This is a genomic window from Hymenobacter daeguensis (assembly GCF_054780555.1).
Genome location: NZ_BAAGWC010000033.1, coordinates 1 through 21,185, shown reverse-complemented (window position 1 = coordinate 21,185; position 21,185 = coordinate 1). Strand labels below are relative to the sequence as shown.

The following is a 21,185-nucleotide window of genomic DNA, read 5'->3' as shown; positions in this document are numbered from 1 at the left end:
CCCCGCGCATGATAAAACTACCGCCCCGCTACGACGAGCCACTGCCTGCGGCCTTCTTTCCGGCCTCCGCGCCGCTGCCTTTTGCCCGGGCCGATTTCGGCCCCGATTTTCACTGGGGCGCTTCGGCCGCCGCCTACCAGACCGAGGGCGCGTGGCAGCACCAGGGCAAAGGCCCGAGCATCTGGGACGATTTTACGCGGCGCAAGGGCGCCATCCGGCGCAACGAGCACGGGCGCGTGGCGGCCGACTTCTACAACCGCTTCGAAACCGACCTCGACCTGGCCAGCAAAATGGGCCTGACCGATTTCCGGTTTTCGGCGGCCTGGGCGCGGGTGCTGCCCGAAGGCACCGGCGCCGTGAACCGGCGAGGGCTCGATTTCTACGACCGCCTGGTAGATGCCTGCCTGGAGCGCGACCTGCGCCCCTGGCTCACGCTCTACCACTGGGACCTGCCCAGCGCCCTGCAGGCCCGGGGCGGCTGGACCAACCGCAGCATCGTGGGCTGGTTTTCGGAGTATGCCCAGCTCATGGCCCGCCGCCTCGGCGACCGGGTGCAGCACTGGTGCGTGCTCAACGAGCCCATGGTGTTTGTGGGCGCGGGACACCTGCTGGGCATTCATGCGCCGGGGCGGCGGCACCTGGGGGCCTTTCTGGCGGCGGCCCACCACGCCACGCTGGCCCAGGCCGAAGGCGGCCGCGCCCTGCGCGCGCTCCTGCCCGATACCGCCGAAATCGGCACCACGTTTTCGTGCTCCTACCTCACGCCGCACCGCCCCGGCAATGGCTACGACGAAGCGGCCACCCGCCGCGCCGATGCCGTGCTGAACCGCTTTTTTGTGGAGCCCACCCTCGGCCTGGGCTACCCCACGGCCGAACTGCCCAGCCTGCGCTGGCTGCTGGAACGCTACCAAAAGCCCGGCGACGAGCAGCGCATGGCCTTCGATTTCGACTTCTGGGGCATCCAGAACTACACCCGCGAAGTGGTGAAGTTCTCGCCCTGGCTGCCCTTGCAGTGGGCCGCGCTGGTGCCCGCCAGGCAGCGCAGCGTGCCCTACACCGACATGGGCTGGGAGGTATTCCCCGAGTCGATTTACCACATGTTGAAACAGTACGGCGCTTATCCAAATGCGCCAAAGCTGATTGTGACGGAAAGTGGCGCAGCGTTTCCGGATGCGGCCGTGAATGGCCGCGTGCACGACTCTGCGCGCCGGGCTTTCCTGCAAGCCGCCATCGGCCAGGTGCTGCGCGCCCGGCACGAAGGCGTGGACGTGGCCGGCTACTTTGCCTGGAGCCTCACCGATAACTTCGAATGGGCCGAGGGCTACGGCCCGCGCTTCGGCCTCATTCACGTCGATTACGAAACCCAGGAACGCATTCTGAAGGATTCGGGGCGCTGGTACCGGAGGTTTCTGGGCGGCGCGGCCGTGGTCGGTACTGCAGATGCAGCCATCCGCGCCGGAACGATGCGGAATGGGCTGTAGAGACGCGTCGCGTCGTTGAATGCGTCCCGGCATTCACGTCATACTGACGGGACGCATTCAACGGCGAGACGCGACGTGTCGCGTCTCTACAGCAGCAGGTCGCGGCAGTTCACAAACTTCTCCACCAGCTGTTCCGGCTGCTGCTCATCGAACTCGCCGAAACCCAGCACGAAAGCCGGCGCGGGCTGCACAAATTTGATGGCCGCATTCACCGCATCGAGGTAGGGGCGAAGGCGGCTGTTGTCGCCCTCAGCAGCGGCGAATTCCGCATCCCAGCGCAACAATTCCGGGTCTTTGCGCACCAGGAAGGGGATGACAAACGGGATAAAACGGCCGAAAATCGGATTCTCGTCGGTGGTCAGCCGGGTATCGGGCCAGAGGTGAAACTCGGCAAACGAGGCCGGCGGCACCGTCACGAAAGAAGCCTTTTCAACGGTCATTTCGGCAAATAACTCCAGCCGGTTGGGCTGGGCGTAGAATTGCGCGTAGGCTGCGTACCACACCGTGAGGCCCGCCTGATTCACCAGTTGGTAGGGATGGAACGAACTGGCGATGCCCAGGCCGCCGTGGTTGCCGATGACAAGGTTATACAGCTCGCCAAACTTCGCTAAATCAGCCGATTGCTGGTAAGGATGGTTGGTGAGGCCATAGAGGTAAAAGCTGGCGAAATCGTTGAGGGACGGGCCGGTCGGCGATGCGGGAGGGATTGTGTCGGACACGAAAAACAGCGCGGGTAAGAGGAGGGAAGCATGCCGAACGACGGCTTTGCAGACTGCAAACCTACTTCGCAGCCCTCAACCTTGCCCCGCACAGACTGAGGCCGTGCTACCTTCGGCCTCCTGAATTTCCGCGCCGCGCTTATGCTCCTCACCATCTCCACCACCTACCAGCCCGCCACCGACCTGGGCTACCTGCTGCACAAGAACCCGGCGCGTCTGCAAAGCCTCGAAGTAGCCGGCGGCCAGGCCCACATCTTCTACCCCGAAGCCACCGCCGAGCGCTGCACCGCCGCCCTGCTGCTCGACCTCGACCCCATCGGCCTCGTGCGCGGCCGGGGCGGCGCATCCGGCGAAGGCTTCGCCCTGGAGCAGTACGTGAATGACCGGCCCTACGTGGCCTCGTCCTTCCTGAGCGCGGCCCTGAGCAAAGCCTTCGGCACGGCTATGAATGGCACCTGCAAAGACAAGCCCGACCTGCCCGCCCAGACCCTGCCGCTAGCCCTCAAAGTAGCCGTAGTCTCCGCGCCCGGCCCCGACTGGCCGCGCCGCCTCTTCGCGCCGCTGGGCTACGAGGTCGAAACCGAAACCACCCCGCTCGACCCCACCCAGCCCGAGTGGGGCGACAGCCGCTACTACACCCTGCACCTGCGCCACGCCGGCCTGCGCCTGCAAGACGTGCTGACGCACCTCTACGTCCTGCTCCCGGTGCTCGATAACGACAAGCACTACTACATCGGCGAGCACGAAGCGGAGAAACTGCTGCACCGCGGCGGCGACTGGCTGCCCCAGCATCCGGAGTGCGGCTTCATCACGCGCCGCTACCTGCGCTATCTAGCGGCGTACGTGAACCCCACGCTGGAACGGCTGCTGGAAGGGGAAGAGGTCAGTAGCGTGGACTCTGCGAGTCCGCGCATGGATGAGGTAGAAAGCAGCTCTGTAGAAACTGCGCCGCCGCAAGCGGCAGAACCAAACGATACGATGCGCGGACTCGCAGAGTCCACGCTACAGCCCAAAACTTCCCTCCACGACCAGCGCCTGCAGCAAGTGGCCCACGAAATCTACCAGCTGGCCCCCAAGCGCGTGCTCGACCTGGGCTGCGGCGAAGGCAAGCTGCTACGCCTGCTCCTGCGCCAGCCCAAAATCGAGTACATCCTCGGCATGGACGTGTCGCACCAGGCGCTAGTCCGCGCCGCCCAGCGCCTGCACCTCGACGAGATGCCCCCGCGCCAGCGCACCCGCATCGACCTCATCCAGGGCTCGCTGCTCTACCGCGACGACCGCCTCGCCGGTTTCGACGCGGCGGCCCTGGTCGAAGTCATCGAGCACCTCGACCCCAACCGCCTCGCCGCCCTCGAAGCCGTGGTGTTTGGCCAGGCCCGCCCGGCGCACGTCTTCGTCACCACCCCCAACGCCGATTACAACCAACTTTTCGAAAAGCTAAACGCCGGCGAATTCCGCCACGACGACCACCGCTTCGAATGGTCCCGCAACGAATTCGCTGCCTGGGCCACGGCAGTGGCGGAGCGGCACGGGTATCAGGTGCGCTTGGTGGGGATGGGGGAGGAGGTGGAAGGCGTGGGCGCGCCCTCGCAGATGGCGGTGTTTGTAGTAGATTGAGTTGAAGCTATATCAATTCCATTAACGACCAAATCAGTCAACACATGCTTGGTTAGATTGGCATTTACGTGCCAATAGTAGCTGCCGCCATGCATAGGGGCTGAATAATCAGATTCATAATCAATTCTACTGTCATTGAAGTAGATATAATTGTTTATTCTGTCAATAATATTATATCTATTCCAGTGGAAGTTGATATGAATTATTCTGTCACCATTATTATCAGTAAAGCCAACGTATTGCCTGAAATACTTAGGCAAATTCCTATGCAAGACTGGATTGGCAGCCTGCTGGTTTGTCCGAAGTTTATTTATCGTCTTTAATTGTTGACGCAACAAATTCTCTGCAATCTCCACCTCTTCCAATGAAGGAGTGAATATTTCAATTGAATCAATACCTGGCACAAACAAAAGTTGGAATGGGTATTTCTTAGTAAAGATAGTCCCTTTGAAATTAGGCCCTTTTACTCCAATTAGTGTCTGATTCTTTGTTTTAGCCGCTTGAATAGATGGTTTTCGTACAGATAGTTGAGTTCTACAGGATGTGAAACCGATACATACCCAAAAGAAAGCAGTTGCCAAATTTTTCATATTGCCAAGATGACAAGCCATGTGAATTTTCACATGATGTTGCCTGAAATACCCTTTCCAATGCCCCAAGATACCCTCAAGGTCCCCGAACTCTCCCTTATCCTCCTCATCGGCAGCACGGGCGCGGGCAAGTCCACGTTTGCGCGGCGCTTGTTCAAGCCCACGGAAATCGTGTCCTCCGATGCCTGCCGGGGCCTGGTGGCCGACGATGAAAACGACCAATCGGCCAGCAAAGATGCCTTTGAGCTGCTGCACTACCTGGTGGCCAAGCGCCTGAAGCGCGGGCTGCTCACCGTGGTCGATGCCACCAACGTGCAGGAGGAAGGCCGCAAGCCCCTGGTGGCCCTGGCCCGCCAATACCACGTGCTGCCCGTGGCCATCGTGCTCGACGTGCCCGACGCCGTGGCCCAGGAGCGCAACGCCCAGCGTCCCGACCGCCGCCACCTGGGCCGGCACGTCATCGCCAGCCACCGCCAGCAGCTGCGCCGCAGCCTGCGCAACCTCAAACAGGAAGGTTTCCGGCACATCCACCACCTGCGCAACGTGGGCGAAATCGACGCCATCCAGTCCATCACCCGCGACCGCCTCTACAACAACCGCCAGGAGGAAACCGGCCCCTTCGACATCATCGGCGACGTGCACGGCTGCTACGAGGAGCTGCGCGCGCTGCTGGAGAAGCTGGGGTATCAGATTACGGAAGAGCCGATTACGGACGTGCGGGATTTGGGCGTGCGGGTAACCGCCCCGTTCACCTCACCCCCGGCCCCTCTCCCGCGGAGAGGGGAGCCAGACGCAAGCGAAACGGAATCGTTCGGCTCCCCCTCTCCGCAGGAGAGGGGGCCGGGGGGGGAGGTCACGGGGCCGCGCCGCAAGGCCATCTTCCTCGGCGACCTCGTGGACCGCGGCCCGGCTTCCCCGCAAGTGCTGCGCCTGGTAATGAGCATGGTGCGCGACGGCAGTGCCCTCTGCGTGCCCGGCAACCACGACATCAAGCTCCTGCGCCACCTCAACGGCAAAAACGTCACCATCAACCACGGCCTGGCCGAAACCCTGGCCCAGCTCAAACCCGAGCCCGAAGCCTTCAAAAGCGAAGTGCGGCGCTTCCTCGACGGCCTGGTGAGCCACTACGTGCTCGACGGCGGCAAGCTGGTCGTGGCCCACGCCGGCCTCACCGAGGAGATGCAGGGGCGCGGCTCGGGGGCCGTGCGGGCCTTCGCGCTGTTTGGCGAAAGCACCGGCGAGATTGATGAATTCGGCCTGCCCGTGCGCTACGAGTGGGCCCGCGAGTACCGGGGCCGCGCCATGGTCGCCTTCGGCCACACCCCCGTGCCCGAGGCCGAATGGCTCAACAACACCATCGACCTCGACACCGGCTGCGTGTTCGGCGGCCGCCTCACGGCCTTGCGCTACCCCGAGCGCGAGCTCGTGGCCGTGCCCGCCGCGCAAGTTTACTGCGAACCGGCCCGGCCGCTCAACTACCGCAGCCGTAGCACGACAAGTAGCGCGGACTCTGTAGTCCGCGAGTCAGAACAACTCGCAGACTCGCGGACTACAGAGTCCGCGCTACAGTCCGCCCAGCACGAAAACGACGACCTGCTCGACATCTGCGACGTCACCGGCAAGCAGTTCATCGAAACCCGGCTGATGCGCGGCGTCACCATCCGCGAAGACAACGCCGTGGCCGCCCTGGAGGTGATGTCGCGCTTCGCCCTGCACCCCAAGTGGCTGCTGTACCTGCCGCCCACCATGTCGCCCACCGAAACCTCGGCCCTGCCCGACCTGCTCGAACACCCCGCCGAAGCCTTCGACTACTACAAGCGCCTCGGCGTGGAGCGCTTGGTGTGCGAGGAAAAGCACATGGGCAGCCGCGTGGTGGTGGTGCTGGGCCGCGACGAAGCCGCCATCCAGCGCCGCCTCGGCCTCGTGGGCGAGGGCATTGGCAAGGTCTACACCCGCACCGGCCGCAACTTCTTCACTGACGCCGCCCTCGAAACCGCCTTCCTCGCCCGCCTGCGCGACGCCCTGAGCACGGCCGGTTTCTGGGAGAAATTCGACACCGACTGGGTCTGCCTCGATGCCGAGCTGCTGCCCTGGTCGGCCAAAGCCCAGGAGTTGGTCAAAACCCAGTACGCCGCCGTGGCTGCCGCCGCCCTCGCCGCCCTGCCCCAGGTCGAAGCCGCCCTCACCGAAGCCGCTGCCCGCCAGCTCGACGGCGCCGAAGCCCTGCTGGCCCGCACAACAGCACGCCACCAGGCCGCCACCCACTACGCCGACGCCTACCGCCGCTACTGCTGGCCCGTGCACTCCCTCGACGACCTCAAGCTGGCCCCCTTCCATTTATTAGCCACCGAAGGCCGCACCTATTTCGACCGCGACCACGCCTGGCACATGGAAACCCTGCGCGCCCTCGCCCTGGCCGACCCTGGCTTGCTCCGCGCCACGCCCTACCGCGTCGTCCCCCTCACCAACCCAGCCGAAGTCGAAGCCGCCATCCAGTGGTGGACCGACCTCACCGCCGCCGGGGGCGAAGGCATGGTGGTGAAGCCCTACGACTTCGTGCCCCAGGGCAAAGGCGGCCTGCTCCAGCCCGCCCTCAAGTGCCGCGGCCGCGAGTACCTGCGCATCATCTACGGCCCCGACTACCTGCTGCCCGGCCACCTCGACCGCCTCCGCCAGCGCAACGTGAAAGCCAAGCGCAACCTCGCCCTGCGCGAGTTCGCCCTCGGCGTCGAGGGCCTCGAACGATTCGTGGCCGGCCAGCCCCTGCGCCGCGTGCACCAGTGCGTCTTCGGCGTGCTAGCGCTGGAAAGCGAAGCGGTGGACCCGAGATTATAGAACGATTGTAGAGACGCGACACTTCGCGTCTTCTCGTTGAACGACCGGTGCAGATTTGCCTTCGGGGAATTAATTTGTTGCTATCAACTTGTCGTTCACGCGCTGAGACGCGAAGTGTCGCGTCTCTACATCCTTCAATGCCGGAGCTCTACCAGAATAAATACCGGATTCCTTCTACCCGTCTGCCCGGCTACGATTACGGGCAAGATGGAATGTATTTCGTCACCATCTGCACCCAAAATCGCCAACCGTATTTCGGCAACATTGAAGTGCCGAATGGTGACTGGAACACTGCATTTTTGCAACCAACTGAAACTGGAAAGCAGGCGGCCGAGTGCTGGGCGGCCATTCCGCATTTCGCGTCGTTTGTGCAGCTGGATGCGTTTATTATCATGCCTGACCACCTGCATGGAGTATTGATATTTAATAAAAATACCAACGATATGGACGAGGAGACGCGAAGTGTCGCTTCTCTACAAGGCTATGAAAATAAGTTTGGGCCGCAGTCGCGGAATTTGGCGTCAGTACTACGTGGATTCAAATCAGCGGTGACAACTTTTGCGCGTCATCGGGAAATAGAATTCCAGTGGCAGGCTCGCTTTCACGAGAGAATTATTCGTAATCAAAACGAATTGGAACGAATCCAGCACTATATTATCACCAATCCCACCCGATGGGAATCCGAACATGATAACGGCGAAGGCCTCTACCGCTGAACGGTTGTAGAGACGCGACACTTCGCGTCTCGGCGTTGAACTGTAAATGGTGCACGACCACGCGGTGCATACGCCGAGACGCGAAGTGTCGCATCTCTACAATCGTTCCACCAGCGTGCGCTCGATGCGCCGGTCGGGGATGAGCCACATCAGCGCCACGGCCACGTAGATGCCGCCCGCCACCCAGGGCTGCCAGAAGCTGGCCGCGATGCCCGCCACGTAGAGCACGGGCGAGGCCTTGCCCTTCAGGTCGCGCCCGATGGCGCGGGACAGCGCCGAATGCGGCCCTTCGATGGCAATAATGCAGTTCTGAAGCACAAAATAGGCCACCCCCGACATCAGCAGCGTCAGGCCGTAGATGGCCAGCGTGGCGGGGGCGAAGTGGTTTTCGCCCATCCAGCCCGTGGCGAAGGGCACCAGCGACAGCCAGAACAGCAGGTGCAGATTGGCCCAGAGCACCCCGCCCGATACCCGGCTGGTGCTGGCCAGCATCATGTGGTGGTTGTTCCAGTAGATGCCGATGTAGATAAAGCTCAGCACGTAGCTGAGCACCACGGGCAGCAGCGGGCGCAGGGCCGCGAAATCGGCGCCGTGCGGCACCTTAATTTCCAGCACCATGATGGTGAGAATGATGGCCAGCACGCCATCGCTGAAAGCTTCGAGTCGTCCTTTGTGCATGAGCAATGGGCGGCGGGCCGCCGGGGAGTGAGGCGCTAAAGTAGCGCGGGGCTGCGGCTCCCGCTACTTTCGTGGTTTCCACACTGCCCGCCCGCTTCCATGCAAACCCGTATTTCCACTGCCCTGGCCCAACTCGAAGCCACCCACGGCATCCGCATTCTCTACGCCTGCGAGTCGGGCAGTCGCGCCTGGGGTTTTCCCTCGCCCGATTCCGATTATGACGTCCGGTTTATCTACTGCCACCCACCGGCCTGGTACCTGACCCTGGACGAAGGCCGCGACACGCTTAATTTCCCCATCGACGATGAGCTGGACCTCGCCGGCTGGGAGCTGCGCAAGGCCCTGCGGCTGTTGCGCGCCTCCAATGCCGCACTTTTTGAGTGGCTGCAGTCGCCCATTGTGTACCACGAGGTGCTGGACTTCCGGACGCGGCTGGCGGCGCTCATGCCCGCCGCCTTCAACCGTAAAGCCGGCCTGCACCACTACCTGGGCCAGCTCCGCCACGGCGTGGAAGACGACCTGACGGGCGAGGAAATCCGCCTGAAACGCTTGTTCTACGCCCTGCGCTCGGCCCTGGCCGCCCGCTGGATTCGGGAGCGGCCCACGCCGCCGCCCATGGAATTTGCGCCGTTGCGGCAACAGTTGCCTGCTGATTTGCAAGGTGCTGTAGATGAACTGCTGGCTCGCAAGGCCACCGCCAACGAGAAAACCCTGGTGCCGAATCCGGCTGGCCTGGGCGGGTTTCTGCGGGCGGAGCTGGCGGCAGGCCAGGCCGCGCGCGAAACGCTGGCCGTGCTGCGGCCCGGCAGCGTAGCCAGCGAGCTGGATGCGGTATTTCAGGCCCTGATTAGCGAAGCCTTGGCGCAATAAGCGCCGCCCCAACCCTGCCCCATGATGACCATTGCCGACCTGCGCCGCCACAACCTGATTCTTTTTGAAGCCATCAGCGGCAGCCGCGCCTATGGCACCAGCCTGCCGCATTCCGATACCGACCTGAAAGGTGTATTTATTTTGCCCGAAGACCAGTTTTTGGGGCTTGATTACGTGCCACAGGTGGCCAATGAAACCAACGACGAGGTATTTTACGAGCTGCGTCGGTTTGTTGAATTATTGCTGAAAAATAACCCCACGGTACTTGAGCTATTGGGTACGCCGGCCGACTGCGTAATTTACAGACACCCGCTATTTGAGCAGTTTCAGGCCGCTGATTTTCTCTCGAAACTGTGTCGCCAAAGCTTCGCCGAATACGCCGTGGCCCAGATTCGCAAAGCCAAAGGATTAAATAAGAAAATTAATCATCCCGAGCCACCGGCCCGCAAATCGGTGCTGGATTTCTGCTACGTGACGGTGGGCGCGGGGGCCCAGCCGGTAGCCGCCTGGCTGGCGCGCAGGGGCTGCGAAGCCGCGCAGTGCGGCTTGGCCAACGTGCCGCACCTCACCGATTTATACGCGCTGTTTGTTGATGCCACGCCGGAGCGCAAGCACCATTACCGGGGCCTGGTGCGCGACGCCGAAACTTCGCAGGACGTGCAGCTGTCGGCCGTGCCGAAAGGGGAGGAGCCGGTGGCGTATTTATCCTTCAACCGCAACGGCTACAGCACCTATTGCCGGGTATTTCGGGAGTATTGGGAATGGGTGGAAAAGCGCAACGCCGAGCGGTATCAAAATACCGTGCAGCACGGCAAGAATTACGACGCCAAAAATATGCTGCACGTATTTCGGCTGCTGCAAATGGCCGAAGAAATTGCCATCGACGGCGAATTAAACGTGCGCCGTTCCAACCGGGAATTCCTGCTGCAAATTCGGCGGGGCGAGTTCGATTACGAAGAGTTAGTCGCCGAAGCCGAAAAATTGGTGGAGCGCGTAGAAGCGGCATTCGCCGACTCGACCCTCCCTGCTGCGCCGGATAAGGCAAGCGCGGAGCAATTGTTGCGGAGGGTGCGGCAGGCATTCTACGCTGCTGCGCGGGAAGCCCAATGAAATGAGGTATCACAAGTTTCAATAATTATTGAAACTTGTGATACTTTTGTTCCGTCTAATGAGCACAGCCCGGAATGGTCCGGGGCATGACAACTCAAACAAGGCCGGAACGCATGGAAAAGCCTAAAATGGTTATTGCCGGGGGCAATGGATTTCTGGGGAAGCATCTGCGGGAATACTTCACGGCCCTGGGGTACCGGGTGGTTATCATTGGCCGGCACCTCGCGGCTGGCCCCGATGCTGCTGGTTGGGATGCGCGCACGGTGGGGCCCTGGGCGGCCGAGTTGGAGGGCGCGGCCATATTGGTGAACATGGCCGGCCGGACCGTGGACTGCCGCTACAACAAAACCAACAAGCGAGAGATTATTGCCAGCCGGGTAGCGAGCACACGGGTGCTGGGAGCGGCCGTAGCGGCCTGTACTGTTCCGCCAAAAGTCTGGCTCAATTCATCCACGGCCACAATTTATGCCGACACTCGGGGCGATAAACCTGCCAATACCGAAGCCGCCGGGCTTATTGGCTCGGGCTTTTCGGTGGAGGTGGCCCGGGCGTGGGAAGCGGCTTTTGCGGCGTGCCCGGCACCAGCTACGCGCAAGGTGGCCCTGCGCACCTCAATTGTGCTGGGGCGTGATGGCGGCGCATTTCCGGTGATGGCGAAGCTGGCCCGGCTGGGCCTGTGCACGCCACAGGGCAGCGGCCGGCAATGGGTGAGCTGGCTGCACATTACGGATTTCTGTCGGGCCGTGGAATTTCTGGCCACGCAGACGGCAGAAGCCGGCGCTTTCAACGTGTGCGCCCCCAACCCGCTGCCTAACCAGGAATTCAATGGCTTGCTGTGCCGGCAGCTGCGGCCACTGCTGCCCCTGCCGCAGCCGAAGTGGCTGTTGGAAATCGGCGCGTTTTTCCTGCGCACCGAAACCGAATTAATTCTCAAAAGCCGCAAAGTATATCCGCAGCGGCTACTTGATGCAGGTTTTCAATTCAGTTATCCGAACTGCGCAGAAAGCATGAAGCAATTATTGAATACAGTCGATGCGAATAATTAAACTGGGAACTGCTTTGTGCTGGATTGGCAGTCTGCTAATCTTTACGCCATTTGCTGGTTTATTTTTCCTGCCCCTGGCTTGGGGCGGAAGTCTGGTGGTATGGTTCTCAAAGCTCGATGTGGAGTCGAAATTGGTCAGGGGATTCCTGCCGTTGATTCCCCATATTGCTTATTTCATTTGGCTGTTTAGTAGACAATAATCGTATGCCTTCCGAAAATTCTGGTCCGACTACCCCTGCGCCTTCCCTGGCCGAGGCCAGGGCGCAGTTCATTCATACCTGGGGCGTGTCCGGGGCCAGCTGGGGAGTGAGCAAAACCCTGGCCCAGGTACACGCCCTGCTGCTGGTGAGTCCGGCGGCGTTGAGCACCGAAGACCTGATGGAACAGCTGAAAATATCGCGCGGCAACGCCAGCATGACGGTGCGCGAGCTGCTCGATTGGGGCTTGATTTACAAAGAGCTACGTCCTGGCGAGCGGCGCGAATATTTCGTGGCCGAAAAAGACATGCTGCAGGTAACGCGCTGCATCATTCGGGCTCGCAAGCGCCGCGAGTTGGACCAGATGAAGCGTAGCCTCGACCAGCTGGCCGCCCTGCCCGGCGATTCCGCCGATGCCGAATACCGCGCCTTCCACTCGGCGCTAACGGATATTCAGCAATTAGCCAACGTCTCGGATAAATTGCTGAACCGGCTCATGCAGGCTGAAAAAAGCTGGTTCTGGGATAAATTCTTCAAGCTGTTTATGTGATGTCTGAGCTGGGAATTTAGTTGACTAATTCAATTGCAGCAGCAATTTTAGTCAGCTCATCCAGCACGCTTTCGCTGCTGCCCAGCATCCCGACATGCAGAATTAGTCCGGCGGCAATATTGTCGCTGGGCACCTGCTGCTCCTTGATGTACAGGTGATTATTGAAGTTGGTGAAATGCAGCCAGTTAATGGGCTTGCCCAGAAACGTGCCTTTCACCAGCTGCGCTTCGTCGCGCTCGAAGTGGAAGTTTCTGAAAAAATAAGACGGGTGACTGCCGGCATAAATGGTGAGATTTTCCCGCTGCTCATCGCCGATGGGCTGGTAGTGGTGAAACACGAAAACCTGGAAATCGTATTTCTGGTCGGTGGTGACCGTGTAGTTGGCCGGCAGGAATATTTTCAGCTTCTTTTTCGTGTTTGAAACAGGAAGTATTTCGGTGTGCGCTGCGCGGTTGTTTTGCCGGGTGCCCGCCGTTATCGTTTCGAAAACGCGGGCCGTTAACTTGATGAATTCGGCCCGGCTGGCGTATGCGGCAGGATTTATATAGGCTGCTATTCTGAAAACCGTGTTGTCTGAAGTCTTTACCAACAGGCTGTTCACCAGAATGGCATCCCGGGTCGAATCGAATGCGGCGGGTGTTGACAGAATGGAAAATAAATTTCCGTTGTCCGCCACGACGGTGGTTTTTGCGCCCGATTTTTTGCTGTCTTCGGCCACAAATTGCGTGATGGATTTCTTGTCGCCCAGCGCATATAATTCCTGGGCAAAAAATACCAGCCGCATTTTTTGAATATCGAGCAGTATGCGGGTTTCCAGGTTGATGTTGTGGTCGGCCGACATAATATCGGTGGGGCGGGCGCTGTTTTCGGCGGCAGTTGGGAAATTGGCAAATGCCCGGCCGTTCAGAATGGACTGCCGGTTGTCGAGCTTGCTGCCGGCAATTTCCTGTGCAAAAGAAACAAGGCCGCTGCCAGCCAGTAATATGGTCAGGAGGCTGCGCACCAGAACGAAAATTCTCATCGATTACTGAGGTTTGGGTAGTCGGCAAATCTACTACCTTGCACCCATGCAAACTTCTCTTTCTACTGCTGCCCGGGCTGCTTTGCTGGGCCTGGCCGTGGGCGATGCCCTGGGCGTACCCGTTGAGTTTCAGCCCCGTGCCGCGCGTAAGCAAGACCCCGTGACCGGGATGCGCGCCTATGGCACACACCACCAGCCCGCCGGCACCTGGTCCGACGACTCCTCGCTCACCTTTTGCCTGGCCGAAACTCTGGCGCAGCCCGGCGGCCTGAGCGGCCCGCCCGATTTGGCTGATTTTGCCCGCCGCAGCATCAACTGGCTGTATAATTCCTATTGGACGGCACACGGCGAAACCTTCGATGTGGGCAACGCTACCCGCGTGGCCATTGACCGCCTGCAACGCGGTACCAGCCCAACCGCTGCCGGGCCGCGCTCCGAATTTGACAACGGCAACGGGGCCCTGATGCGCATTTTGCCGCTGGCGTTTCATGAAATCTGGCGGGCTGAAAAACTGGATTTGGATGCCGCCTGGGCGCTCACGGAAGCCGTGGCCAGCGTCACGCATGGGCACCCGCGCTCCACCCTGGGCTGCTTTCTTTATTTGCTGGTGGCCAATGGGTTATTAATGGGGCTTTCGCCAGCCGAAGCCTGTGACCGGATGCGCGAGCTAGCCAACCCTTGGCTGGAGAGAGGCAGTATTCCAGCAGTGGTTGAAGATAAACATTACCGTTGGTGGGTGCTTTCCGGTGAAATAGTAAACCAGCCGGAAACAGCAGTTTCATCAACTGGGTACGTCGTCCATACCCTCGAAGCCGCCCTGTGGTGCCTGCTAACGCACGATACTTACGCCGCCACCGTGCTGGCTGCCGTGAACCTGGGCGACGACACCGATACCACCGGGGCTGTGGCCGGCGGCCTGGCGGGCCTGGCTTACGGCGAAGCGGGCATTCCGGCCGAGTGGCTGGCGGTGCTGGCCCGCCGGACTGATGTTGAGGACCTGGCCCGCCGGCTGGCCGGGGCATAATTAAAAACCGGTACTGCAAAAAGCTTGTTTCCAGGCTTTTTGCAGTACCGGTTTCACCTTGGTGATGCACGGCTGGGGCTATTGCGCCGAGGCCGACATTTCGGCGGGGGTCAGCTTCACGCCGGTGTACATATTGGGGTTGTCGGCCGCAGCAATGGGCTCGATGCTCAGGCGCTTGTCGTATTTGCTCACGTTGGCCAGTTTCAGCAGCGAAGTGTAGTCGGCGGTATGGCCGCTTTTGGTTTTGATGAAGTAGCTGTTCACCTTGAGCGTAGCCGGGTCGTAGCTGACTTCCAGGGCGGTGGTATCGCGCCAGTACGTGTAGAGCGCCTCGGTAGCGCCATTGGCGGCCTGGCGTGGGGTCTGGTCGTGGTCGGGGCGAATGGACTGGCTGACCAAGGGCCGCGCAATCTGGTCGGCGTTCATGCCCAGCAGGGCCGGCACATCGAAGGCGCGGTTGATGGGGGGCGTGGCCGTTACGGAAGGTTGTTCCACAACGGGTTGCTCGGTGCTGGCGCAGCCCAGCAGAAAGAGGGCCAAAGGCAGGGGGAGAAAGGCGTAGCGCATGAGTGAAAACTGTTGAGGTTAAGCCATACATACGAGAGCGGCGCGAAACCGGTCTGTTTTTCGGCGGGGTGTTTTCGATGCGCCCGGCCACCCGTGCTCGTGCGTATAAGGACGCGTCACGCCAATTTGCCCGCCCATGCCTGCTCCAAACCGTTCGGCCGTACCCATTCCCTTCGATGCCGATGCGCGCCTGCGCTGGGTAGAGCGCGTTGCTCGCCTCATGGACAGCCAGTTCCGGCTGCCCGGCACCCGCTTCCGCTTCGGGCTCGACCCGCTGCTGGGCCTGCTGCCCGTGGTGGGCGACCTGTCCAGCACAGCCGTTTCGGTAGCGCTGCTGCTCACCATGCTGCGCCACGGAGCCAGCGGGGCCGTGGTGGTGCGCATGGCGCTCAACATCCTGATTGATACCGTGGTCGGAGCCATTCCAATTCTCGGCAACGTGTTCGACTTCGCCTACAAAAGCAACGAGCGCAACGTGGCCCTGCTGCGCCGCCACTATGCCGAAGGCCGCCACCAGGGCAGCGGCAAAGGGCTGGTGGCGCTGCTGCTGCTGGGGTTTGCGGTCGTGTTTGGCCTGGTGGCCTGGGGCAGCGTGCTGCTGCTGCAATGGGCCTGGCATTATCTCGATGCCCAGCGGTAGCCCCGTTCCGGTGTCCCTGTTTCCGGCCCTGTGAAGCTGGTTTCGGTTCCGAAGCCCGGGCTGGGCAGGGATGAGCACGCCGAAACGCACAGGGCCGGCCGCGCAACGGGGCCGGCCGCTTGTCTGCCCGCCGAAGCCGGCACTTTCAGCGGTGGGAAAACAGCCCTCGTCCCGGAAATAGGTTGATTAGTCGAACGGCGGCGGCCCGGGGAATCTGTCGGAGTATCAGCTCCGTTGATTTGCCGTGATTACGCTCTCTACTACCTATGACAACTGTTCGCCTGCCCTCTATCATTGCGCCTGAACTGCCCGCTGCCACCCCTGCTTATTATGAAGGCCCGCGCCCGCGGCTGGATAACACGGCCGATTTTTATTTGTGGCAGCAGCAGGTATGCCTCGCCCTGCAGGGGCTAAGGCACGTGGGCGGTTCGGCCCCGGCCGAGCAGCCGGGCCGCAGCTTTCAGCACGCCATGCGCGAGCTGTACGGCAAAAGCTATTTCAGCGCCTTCATCTCGTCACGGGCCTGGCAGCAAGCCGGCCTTGCTGAGCCGGTTGAGCAGCAGCTGCAACGGCTGCAACAGCTGCTCAACGCCTTTGAAGAGCCCGATTCCGACGATTTGCTGGCCACCAATGCCGACTGGCAGGGCATTCTGGCGCAGGCCGAGCTGGTGGCCGCGCTGCTGCTGCCCGCCCCGGTCCCCGCCGCGCGGCCGCAGCCCTCCGGCGGCCTGTGAACGCCCGGCCGCACAAGCTCCGCTGCCCGGCCAAGCCGATGGGGCTAGCTTTGCCGCATGCGTTATTTCCATACTTTGCTGCTGGCCGCGTGTGGCACGGCCGGCCTGGCGGCATGCAGCCCCCGGCTACTCCCCCTCACCCAGGACAACTCGTCGGCGGCCCTACCGGCCGGCACGCCCTACGCCCTGCTGCACTTCTACCGGCCGGGCAAGATGGCCGGCTTTATGATTGGCTACGATGTGCACGTGGGCGATTCCGTGGGCTACCGGGCCCGCAACGGCAGCCAGGGCGAAGTTCGCCGCCGCGTGCCAGGCCCGGTGACGCTCTGGGCCAAAACCGAGTCCCGCGAGGAAATCGTGCTGACGGTGCAGCCCGGCCGCGAGTATTATGTGCGCTGCACCATTGGGGTGGGGGCCGTGGTGGGCCGGCCGCACCTGCAGCAGGTTAGCGTGGAGCAGGGGCGCCGCGAAAGTGCCGGCCTCGCCACCCGGTAAGGCGCAGGCAGTACCAAAAAAAATCAGCCAACCCGCTCAAATACAGTTGAGCAGGTTGGCTGATGCAGCGCCGGCCGCCGCGCCCAGCAGGCGTCGTGCGGGCCGCCGGGGGGCGTTAGCTGGCGCGCTTCCTGGCGTTTTTATCGGCTTTGGGCAGGAATGCGGTGGCGCACTTCTCGATGGTGCCCTGCGCGTAGCTGAGCACCTGCGACTGGGCCATCTGCATCTCGTAGTGGGCCATGCCCTTGTTGAGGTCGTTCAGGCCGGATTTCACGGTATTGCGCAGCTTCTGCGGGTTTTGCTGCATCTCGGGGCGGGCCGCCGCCTCGGCCACGTCGTGGTTGAAGTCATTGAGGGCACTCACCAGCTTCGCGCTGGCTCCCAGCTTCTCAACCCGCGCCGCCTCCTGCAGGTACTGCGTGGCCACCTGCGGGTCGAAGGCGCCTTTGGCGCGCATGGCATCCAGGGCGGCCGTCGAGGGCATGCGCTCGGCCTTCGGAGCCGTGGCCGGGTCGAAGCCCAGCAGGGTGGTGGTGAGCGTGGTGAGCGTGGCGCGGTAGGCCGCTACTTTGGCCAGCAGCTGCGCGGGGTCCTGCTTGCTCCACCAGGCGTTGTCCAGCAGCTCCTTGCTGATGTTCTGCCAGTCCTGCAGCCCTTTTTCCGGCAGCGAGCGCGCTTCCTCGGCGGCCATCACCTGGCCGGGCAGAAACACGTCGCGGTAGTTTTTCACCGTCAGCTGGGCCAGGGCCTGCTCGTCGGCCTTCTTGCGGGCTGCGGTCTGAATGGCATTGGGGGCCGGATGCGCCAGCCGCAGGCTGTCCTGCCGGTGGGCGAGGCGGGCGAGGGCATCGGTGGCTTTCTGCTCGTTCTCGTGCTGCTTGGCCACCTGCTTTTCCCGCTGCGCGGTCCACTGCACCCGCTGGGCGCTGGAAGAAGCGGAGTTCATGCGCGACATGGACCGCTCCATGGTCTGGCGCTGAAAATTGTTGGACATCTGGGCCTGCCGCTGCGATGCCTGAAACTGGGAGTTGCCAAAGCTGGAGCCATTCATTTGGGCCGCGGCCGACAGCGGCAGGGCCAGAAACAGGAGTAGGGGTAATCTCATAAATTGGGAAAATGGAAGGGATTGAAAGTGACGGTGAAGGATTCACCCCCGGCAAGTTAAGCACGCGCCGCCCAGTTCGCGGCCATCGCAGCTGGCCGCCGCAGAATGAGCGTTTGCCCGCCCCGCGGCAGCGCGTTGAGCCCGGCCGGGGCGGGCCTGCGGCTATTGCGCCGGCAGCACCAGCACCGGCACCTTGCTCGCTACCATTACCTGGGCCGTGATGCTGCGGTGAAACAGATTGCCCATAAAGCTGCGGTGACGCGCAATGAGCACCACCAGGTCGTAGTGGGCCGGCTGCGCGGCTTCCAGAATGGCCGGGGCCGCGTGGGCCCGGACCACCGTGTGCGACCGCACCGGCGGCAGGCCAACGAGCAGGCCGGTGCGCGTGACCGAATCGAGCACCTGCGGCGCCAGCTCATCGGGGCTGGCATCGGGCACGGCGTGAAACACCGTGATGCTGGCCCCCAGCGCCGCTAAAAGCCGGCGGGCATCACCGGCGTGCCCGCCCAGGGTGAAGGGCTGCCCATCGACAGCCAGCAGGATGCGCCGGGGCGGGGTGGTGGAGCCGATGCCGTGGGGCACTACCAGCATCGGGTAGGGGGCCGTGCGCAGCAAATCGACCGCGGTGGTTTGCACCAGCCCGTCGGGGGTGCCGGCGTAGTCGGGGCGGCCCAGCACCACCAGCAGCGGGTGGTGCCGGCAGATGGCATCGGCCGCGGCAAACGCCACCCGGCCGTGGCCCACTTCGGCGATTACCGGCACGGGCAGGCTGTGGGCCACGCTGTTCAGGGCCACGTCAATGGCCTCCTGGCTCAGGTTGGAGAGGGTGCCGGTGAGCATCTCGGGGTCGAGCACGGAATCGCGCCGGACGTGGAGCAGCACCAGGCGCGCGTGGAGCGGCCGGGCCAGGTTGGTGGCATAATCCAGCGCCTTGTTGGCCGCCTGAAAAAAATCGGTGAGGATGAGCAGGGAGGCTTCCATGGGCTGGCCAGATTGAGGGTGAATCCGGCCGCAAATAACCAGGCGCCCGGGCCGGAGCCGCCTGCGCATAATCAACCGTTTACCTGATTCTCGTCAGGTGCCGCCAACGGGTTTCGGCCCAACCTTGCATGGGTCATTCACCGCCGCGGCAAGGCCGGGCAACCAGCACGCTCCCGGGGCCGCACGCCCCGGAGCCGGCGGCCTGGTTGCGGCCCGGCGCGCGGCTGCTTTTCTGCTTGTCAATCTTAAACCCAGCCGGTAATGAAATCCTACGCTTTTTGGGGCATGCTTCTGGCCCTCCGCCTGACGGGCCATCGGGCCGCCGCCTCACCCCCCGTCGATGAGCTGGTTATCGCGGATGTGAGCGTGATGAACGTGGACCAGGGCGAAACCGAGCCCCACCAAAACGTGGTCATGCGTGAGGGCTTCGATGTTTCAGTGGGGCGCTGGCTGATGAAAAAAAGCGGGCCGGAGCTCCCGGTCCTGTTTGCGGGCTGTGCCCGGAATGCTTTGCGATTTTCCCGATGAACGCAACTGTCTTCAGTGTTCAGGAGTTTGAGCGCGGCTTTTTGCAGCGCGCCAACCAGGCCCGCCATCGGCTCACGCTGCTCGATACCCCGCTGAGCGCCGACACCGCGCACCTGGCGCAGGGGGCCCGGGCCGTCAGCATCTTTACCCGGGATGAGGCCCCGGCTGCGGTGCTGGGCCAGCTCTGGGACCTGGGCGTGCGCTACCTGGCCGTGCGCGCCGCCGGCACCGATAACGTGGACCTGGTGGCCGCGCGGCAGCTGGGCCTGCGCGTGGCCAGCGTGCCCGAGTATTCGCCCTACGCCATTGCCGAGCACGCCGTGGCCCTGATGCTGGCCCTGTGCCGCCACCTGCGCCAGGCCGACCAGCAGCTGCGGGCCAACGACTTCCGCCTCGACCACCTGGTGGGCTTCGACCTGCACGGCAAGACGGTGGGCATCCTGGGCGTGGGGCGCATTGGCGCGGTGGTGGCGCGCATCCTCCACGGCTTTGGCTGCCGGCTGCTGGGCGTGGATGCGCAGCCCAACCCGGCCCTGACCGGCCCCTGCGGCCTGCGCTATGTGTCGCTGGCGGAGGCGTGCGCGCAGGCCGACATCCTGTCGGTACACACGCCCCTCAGTGCCGAAACCCATCACCTCATCAACGATGACCTGCTCCACCGCATGAAGCGCGGCGTGATGCTCATCAACACCGGCCGGGGCGGCGTGCTCGATACCGAGGCCGCGCTGCGCGCCCTCAAAACCGGCCAGCTGGGCTTTCTGGGGCTCGATGTGTACGAGAAGGAGCAAGCCCTCTTCTTCGCCGACCACCGCCAGGAGCTGCTGCTCGACGACACGTTTGCCCGCCTGCTCACCTTCCCCAACGTGCTGCTCACCGGCCATCAGGCCTACCTCACCCGCGAGGCCCTCACCAACATTGCCGAGGCCACCCTGGCCAGCCTTACGGCCTGGAGTTTGGGCCAGCCCGCGCCGCACGAAGCGGGGGCCGCCGCACCAGAGCAGCCAGCTATCTGAGTTTTTTTCAGCAACGCCATGCCTGCAACAGCTCCACTTCCTCCGGCTTGCCGGGCACTGCCCGTGGCGTGGCCGCCTGTTCAGGCAGCGCCGGGGCTCACCACGGCCGCCGCCCGGCCCCGTTTGCGGGCCATCCCCGGCTGCGAATGCCGGCTGCCGCTGGCCCGCACTTCGCCCGCTGCGGAGCATTGTGCCGCTGCCCGGGGCGGCCCGGGCCGAATGTCGGCGTTGGCCGGCTGCCCGCGGCCCTGGTGCAAACGCGCCGATGGGGGGCCGCCCGCCGGCGCCCGCGGCACCATGCTTACCCTGGCGCGGCCCGGTTTTTCCAAGGCTGAAGTTTTCGCAGCGTCCCGGCCATGCGGGTAGCTCTCCGTTGTTGGTTGATTGGTGGAAGCCTGACGCTAGCCCTGCCCCGGTGCGCGGCCACTACCGACAATTCGGGCAGGGCGGGCGTAGCGGCAGCCCCGGGAGCGGCAGCCCGGCCTGCGCCCGCCGAACCGGTCGCGGCGCTGATTTGCGCCCTGCTCGACACCGCAGCTGCCCGCGCCCGGGGCGTTGATGCCCGGCGGAGCCTGCGCGCCGGCCCCGAAGTGAGCGCCTTCTACCGCCCGGCCTGTGCACCCGCCTGGACTACGCCCGCCGCCGGCCTCACGCCCGCCGCCGGCCTCA

At 63.0% G+C, this 21,185-nt stretch carries 22 protein-coding genes; 15 read left to right on the top strand and 7 right to left on the bottom strand.

All coding sequences use genetic code 11. The annotated features are described in order from the left end of the window. Positions 1 to 8 precede the first annotated feature (8 nt). On the top strand, positions 9 to 1,481 hold the full coding sequence (locus ACYVHT_RS21005) for a glycoside hydrolase family protein (RefSeq protein ID WP_460556860.1): 1,473 nt from the start codon (positions 9 to 11) through the stop codon (positions 1,479 to 1,481). 86 nt (positions 1,482 to 1,567) lie between these two features. Here the strand turns inward: ACYVHT_RS21005 and ACYVHT_RS21000 are convergent, their stop codons facing one another. Next, entirely contained in the window at positions 1,568 to 2,200 is a 633-nt protein-coding gene (locus ACYVHT_RS21000) for a hypothetical protein (RefSeq protein WP_460556857.1), read from the bottom strand. Positions 2,201 to 2,341: 141 nt separating this feature from the next. Here ACYVHT_RS21000 and ACYVHT_RS20995 point away from each other — a divergent pair, with 141 nt between their 5' ends. Next, positions 2,342 to 3,817: a 3' terminal RNA ribose 2'-O-methyltransferase Hen1 gene (locus tag ACYVHT_RS20995; protein WP_460556854.1), complete on the top strand. Its 1,476-nt coding sequence runs from the start codon at positions 2,342 to 2,344 to the stop codon at positions 3,815 to 3,817. Here the strand turns inward: ACYVHT_RS20995 and ACYVHT_RS20990 are convergent. Next, entirely contained in the window at positions 3,736 to 4,440 is a 705-nt protein-coding gene (locus ACYVHT_RS20990) for a hypothetical protein (protein ID WP_460556851.1), read from the bottom strand. The two genes, ACYVHT_RS20995 and ACYVHT_RS20990, sit on opposite strands and share 82 nt — an antisense overlap. Positions 4,441 to 4,467: 27 nt before the next feature. Between ACYVHT_RS20990 and ACYVHT_RS20985 the strand changes: the two genes are divergently transcribed. Next, positions 4,468 to 7,242 (top strand): polynucleotide kinase-phosphatase, encoded by a 2,775-nt coding sequence (locus ACYVHT_RS20985; protein ID WP_460556848.1) that lies wholly within the window; start codon positions 4,468 to 4,470, stop codon positions 7,240 to 7,242. Positions 7,243 to 7,379: 137 nt separating this feature from the next. Then, on the top strand, positions 7,380 to 7,958 hold the full coding sequence (locus ACYVHT_RS20980; protein ID WP_460556844.1) for a transposase: 579 nt from the start codon (positions 7,380 to 7,382) through the stop codon (positions 7,956 to 7,958). A 96-nt stretch (positions 7,959 to 8,054) separates the two neighbouring features. Here the strand turns inward: ACYVHT_RS20980 and ACYVHT_RS20975 are convergent, their stop codons facing one another. Then, complete coding sequence (locus tag ACYVHT_RS20975) at positions 8,055 to 8,636, bottom strand: TMEM175 family protein (RefSeq protein ID WP_460556842.1); 582 nt, start codon at positions 8,634 to 8,636, stop codon at positions 8,055 to 8,057. Positions 8,637 to 8,735: 99 nt separating this feature from the next. Here ACYVHT_RS20975 and ACYVHT_RS20970 point away from each other — a divergent pair, with 99 nt between their 5' ends. From ACYVHT_RS20970 to ACYVHT_RS20955, 4 genes are all read left to right on the top strand, one after another. After that, positions 8,736 to 9,506 (top strand): nucleotidyltransferase domain-containing protein, encoded by a 771-nt coding sequence (locus ACYVHT_RS20970; protein WP_460556839.1) that lies wholly within the window; start codon positions 8,736 to 8,738, stop codon positions 9,504 to 9,506. A gap of 21 nt (positions 9,507 to 9,527) precedes the next feature. Then, positions 9,528 to 10,616: a DNA polymerase beta superfamily protein gene (locus ACYVHT_RS20965; RefSeq protein ID WP_460556836.1), complete on the top strand. Its 1,089-nt coding sequence runs from the start codon at positions 9,528 to 9,530 to the stop codon at positions 10,614 to 10,616. A 113-nt stretch (positions 10,617 to 10,729) separates the two neighbouring features. Continuing rightward, positions 10,730 to 11,662 (top strand): epimerase, encoded by a 933-nt coding sequence (locus ACYVHT_RS20960; RefSeq protein ID WP_460556833.1) that lies wholly within the window; start codon positions 10,730 to 10,732, stop codon positions 11,660 to 11,662. Positions 11,663 to 11,865: 203 nt separating this feature from the next. Continuing rightward, the gene (locus ACYVHT_RS20955) at positions 11,866 to 12,408 is read left to right on the top strand and encodes a GbsR/MarR family transcriptional regulator (protein WP_460556830.1); all 543 of its coding nucleotides are present in this window, start codon (positions 11,866 to 11,868) and stop codon (positions 12,406 to 12,408) included. 16 nt (positions 12,409 to 12,424) lie between these two features. Here ACYVHT_RS20955 and ACYVHT_RS20950 read toward each other — a convergent pair whose 3' ends face one another. Continuing rightward, positions 12,425 to 13,429: a hypothetical protein gene (locus tag ACYVHT_RS20950; RefSeq protein ID WP_460556827.1), complete on the bottom strand. Its 1,005-nt coding sequence runs from the start codon at positions 13,427 to 13,429 to the stop codon at positions 12,425 to 12,427. Positions 13,430 to 13,475: 46 nt separating this feature from the next. Here ACYVHT_RS20950 and ACYVHT_RS20945 point away from each other — a divergent pair, with 46 nt between their 5' ends. Then, a complete protein-coding gene (locus ACYVHT_RS20945; RefSeq protein WP_460556824.1) occupies positions 13,476 to 14,453 on the top strand; it encodes an ADP-ribosylglycohydrolase family protein in 978 nt (325 codons plus the stop codon). A 78-nt stretch (positions 14,454 to 14,531) separates the two neighbouring features. On the opposite strand, the gene ACYVHT_RS20940 is transcribed toward ACYVHT_RS20945, so the two are convergent. Next, complete coding sequence (locus tag ACYVHT_RS20940) at positions 14,532 to 15,020, bottom strand: hypothetical protein (RefSeq protein ID WP_460556821.1); 489 nt, start codon at positions 15,018 to 15,020, stop codon at positions 14,532 to 14,534. Positions 15,021 to 15,156: 136 nt separating this feature from the next. Between ACYVHT_RS20940 and ACYVHT_RS20935 the strand changes: the two genes are divergently transcribed. The 3 genes from ACYVHT_RS20935 (at position 15,157) to ACYVHT_RS20925 (ending at position 16,889) form a co-directional block, all read left to right on the top strand. Then, positions 15,157 to 15,660: a DUF4112 domain-containing protein gene (locus tag ACYVHT_RS20935; RefSeq protein ID WP_460556818.1), complete on the top strand. Its 504-nt coding sequence runs from the start codon at positions 15,157 to 15,159 to the stop codon at positions 15,658 to 15,660. A 266-nt stretch (positions 15,661 to 15,926) separates the two neighbouring features. Further along, positions 15,927 to 16,394, top strand: a complete 468-nt coding sequence (locus ACYVHT_RS20930; RefSeq protein ID WP_460556815.1) for a hypothetical protein — start codon at positions 15,927 to 15,929, stop codon at positions 16,392 to 16,394. A 57-nt stretch (positions 16,395 to 16,451) separates the two neighbouring features. After that, positions 16,452 to 16,889 (top strand): hypothetical protein, encoded by a 438-nt coding sequence (locus ACYVHT_RS20925; RefSeq protein ID WP_460556812.1) that lies wholly within the window; start codon positions 16,452 to 16,454, stop codon positions 16,887 to 16,889. Between the two features lie 115 nt (positions 16,890 to 17,004). On the opposite strand, the gene ACYVHT_RS20920 is transcribed toward ACYVHT_RS20925, so the two are convergent. Beyond that, entirely contained in the window at positions 17,005 to 17,994 is a 990-nt protein-coding gene (locus tag ACYVHT_RS20920; protein ID WP_460556809.1) for a hypothetical protein, read from the bottom strand. Positions 17,995 to 18,156: 162 nt separating this feature from the next. Next, positions 18,157 to 18,975: a universal stress protein gene (locus ACYVHT_RS20915; protein ID WP_460556805.1), complete on the bottom strand. Its 819-nt coding sequence runs from the start codon at positions 18,973 to 18,975 to the stop codon at positions 18,157 to 18,159. Between the two features lie 285 nt (positions 18,976 to 19,260). On the opposite strand from ACYVHT_RS20915, the gene ACYVHT_RS20910 reads away from it, so the two are divergent. The 3 genes from ACYVHT_RS20910 to ACYVHT_RS20900 form a co-directional block, all read left to right on the top strand. Further along, positions 19,261 to 19,503, top strand: a complete 243-nt coding sequence (locus ACYVHT_RS20910; RefSeq protein ID WP_460556802.1) for a hypothetical protein — start codon at positions 19,261 to 19,263, stop codon at positions 19,501 to 19,503. Next, positions 19,500 to 20,516 carry a 2-hydroxyacid dehydrogenase gene (locus ACYVHT_RS20905; RefSeq protein ID WP_460556799.1) on the top strand — a complete coding sequence of 339 codons (1,017 nt, stop codon included), beginning with the start codon at positions 19,500 to 19,502 and terminating at the stop codon, positions 20,514 to 20,516. The genes ACYVHT_RS20910 and ACYVHT_RS20905 overlap by 4 nt, the downstream gene beginning before the upstream one ends. Before the next feature lie 380 nt (positions 20,517 to 20,896). After that, the coding region (locus ACYVHT_RS20900; protein ID WP_460556795.1) for a hypothetical protein at positions 20,897 to 21,185 on the top strand (289 nt) is incomplete at its 3' end.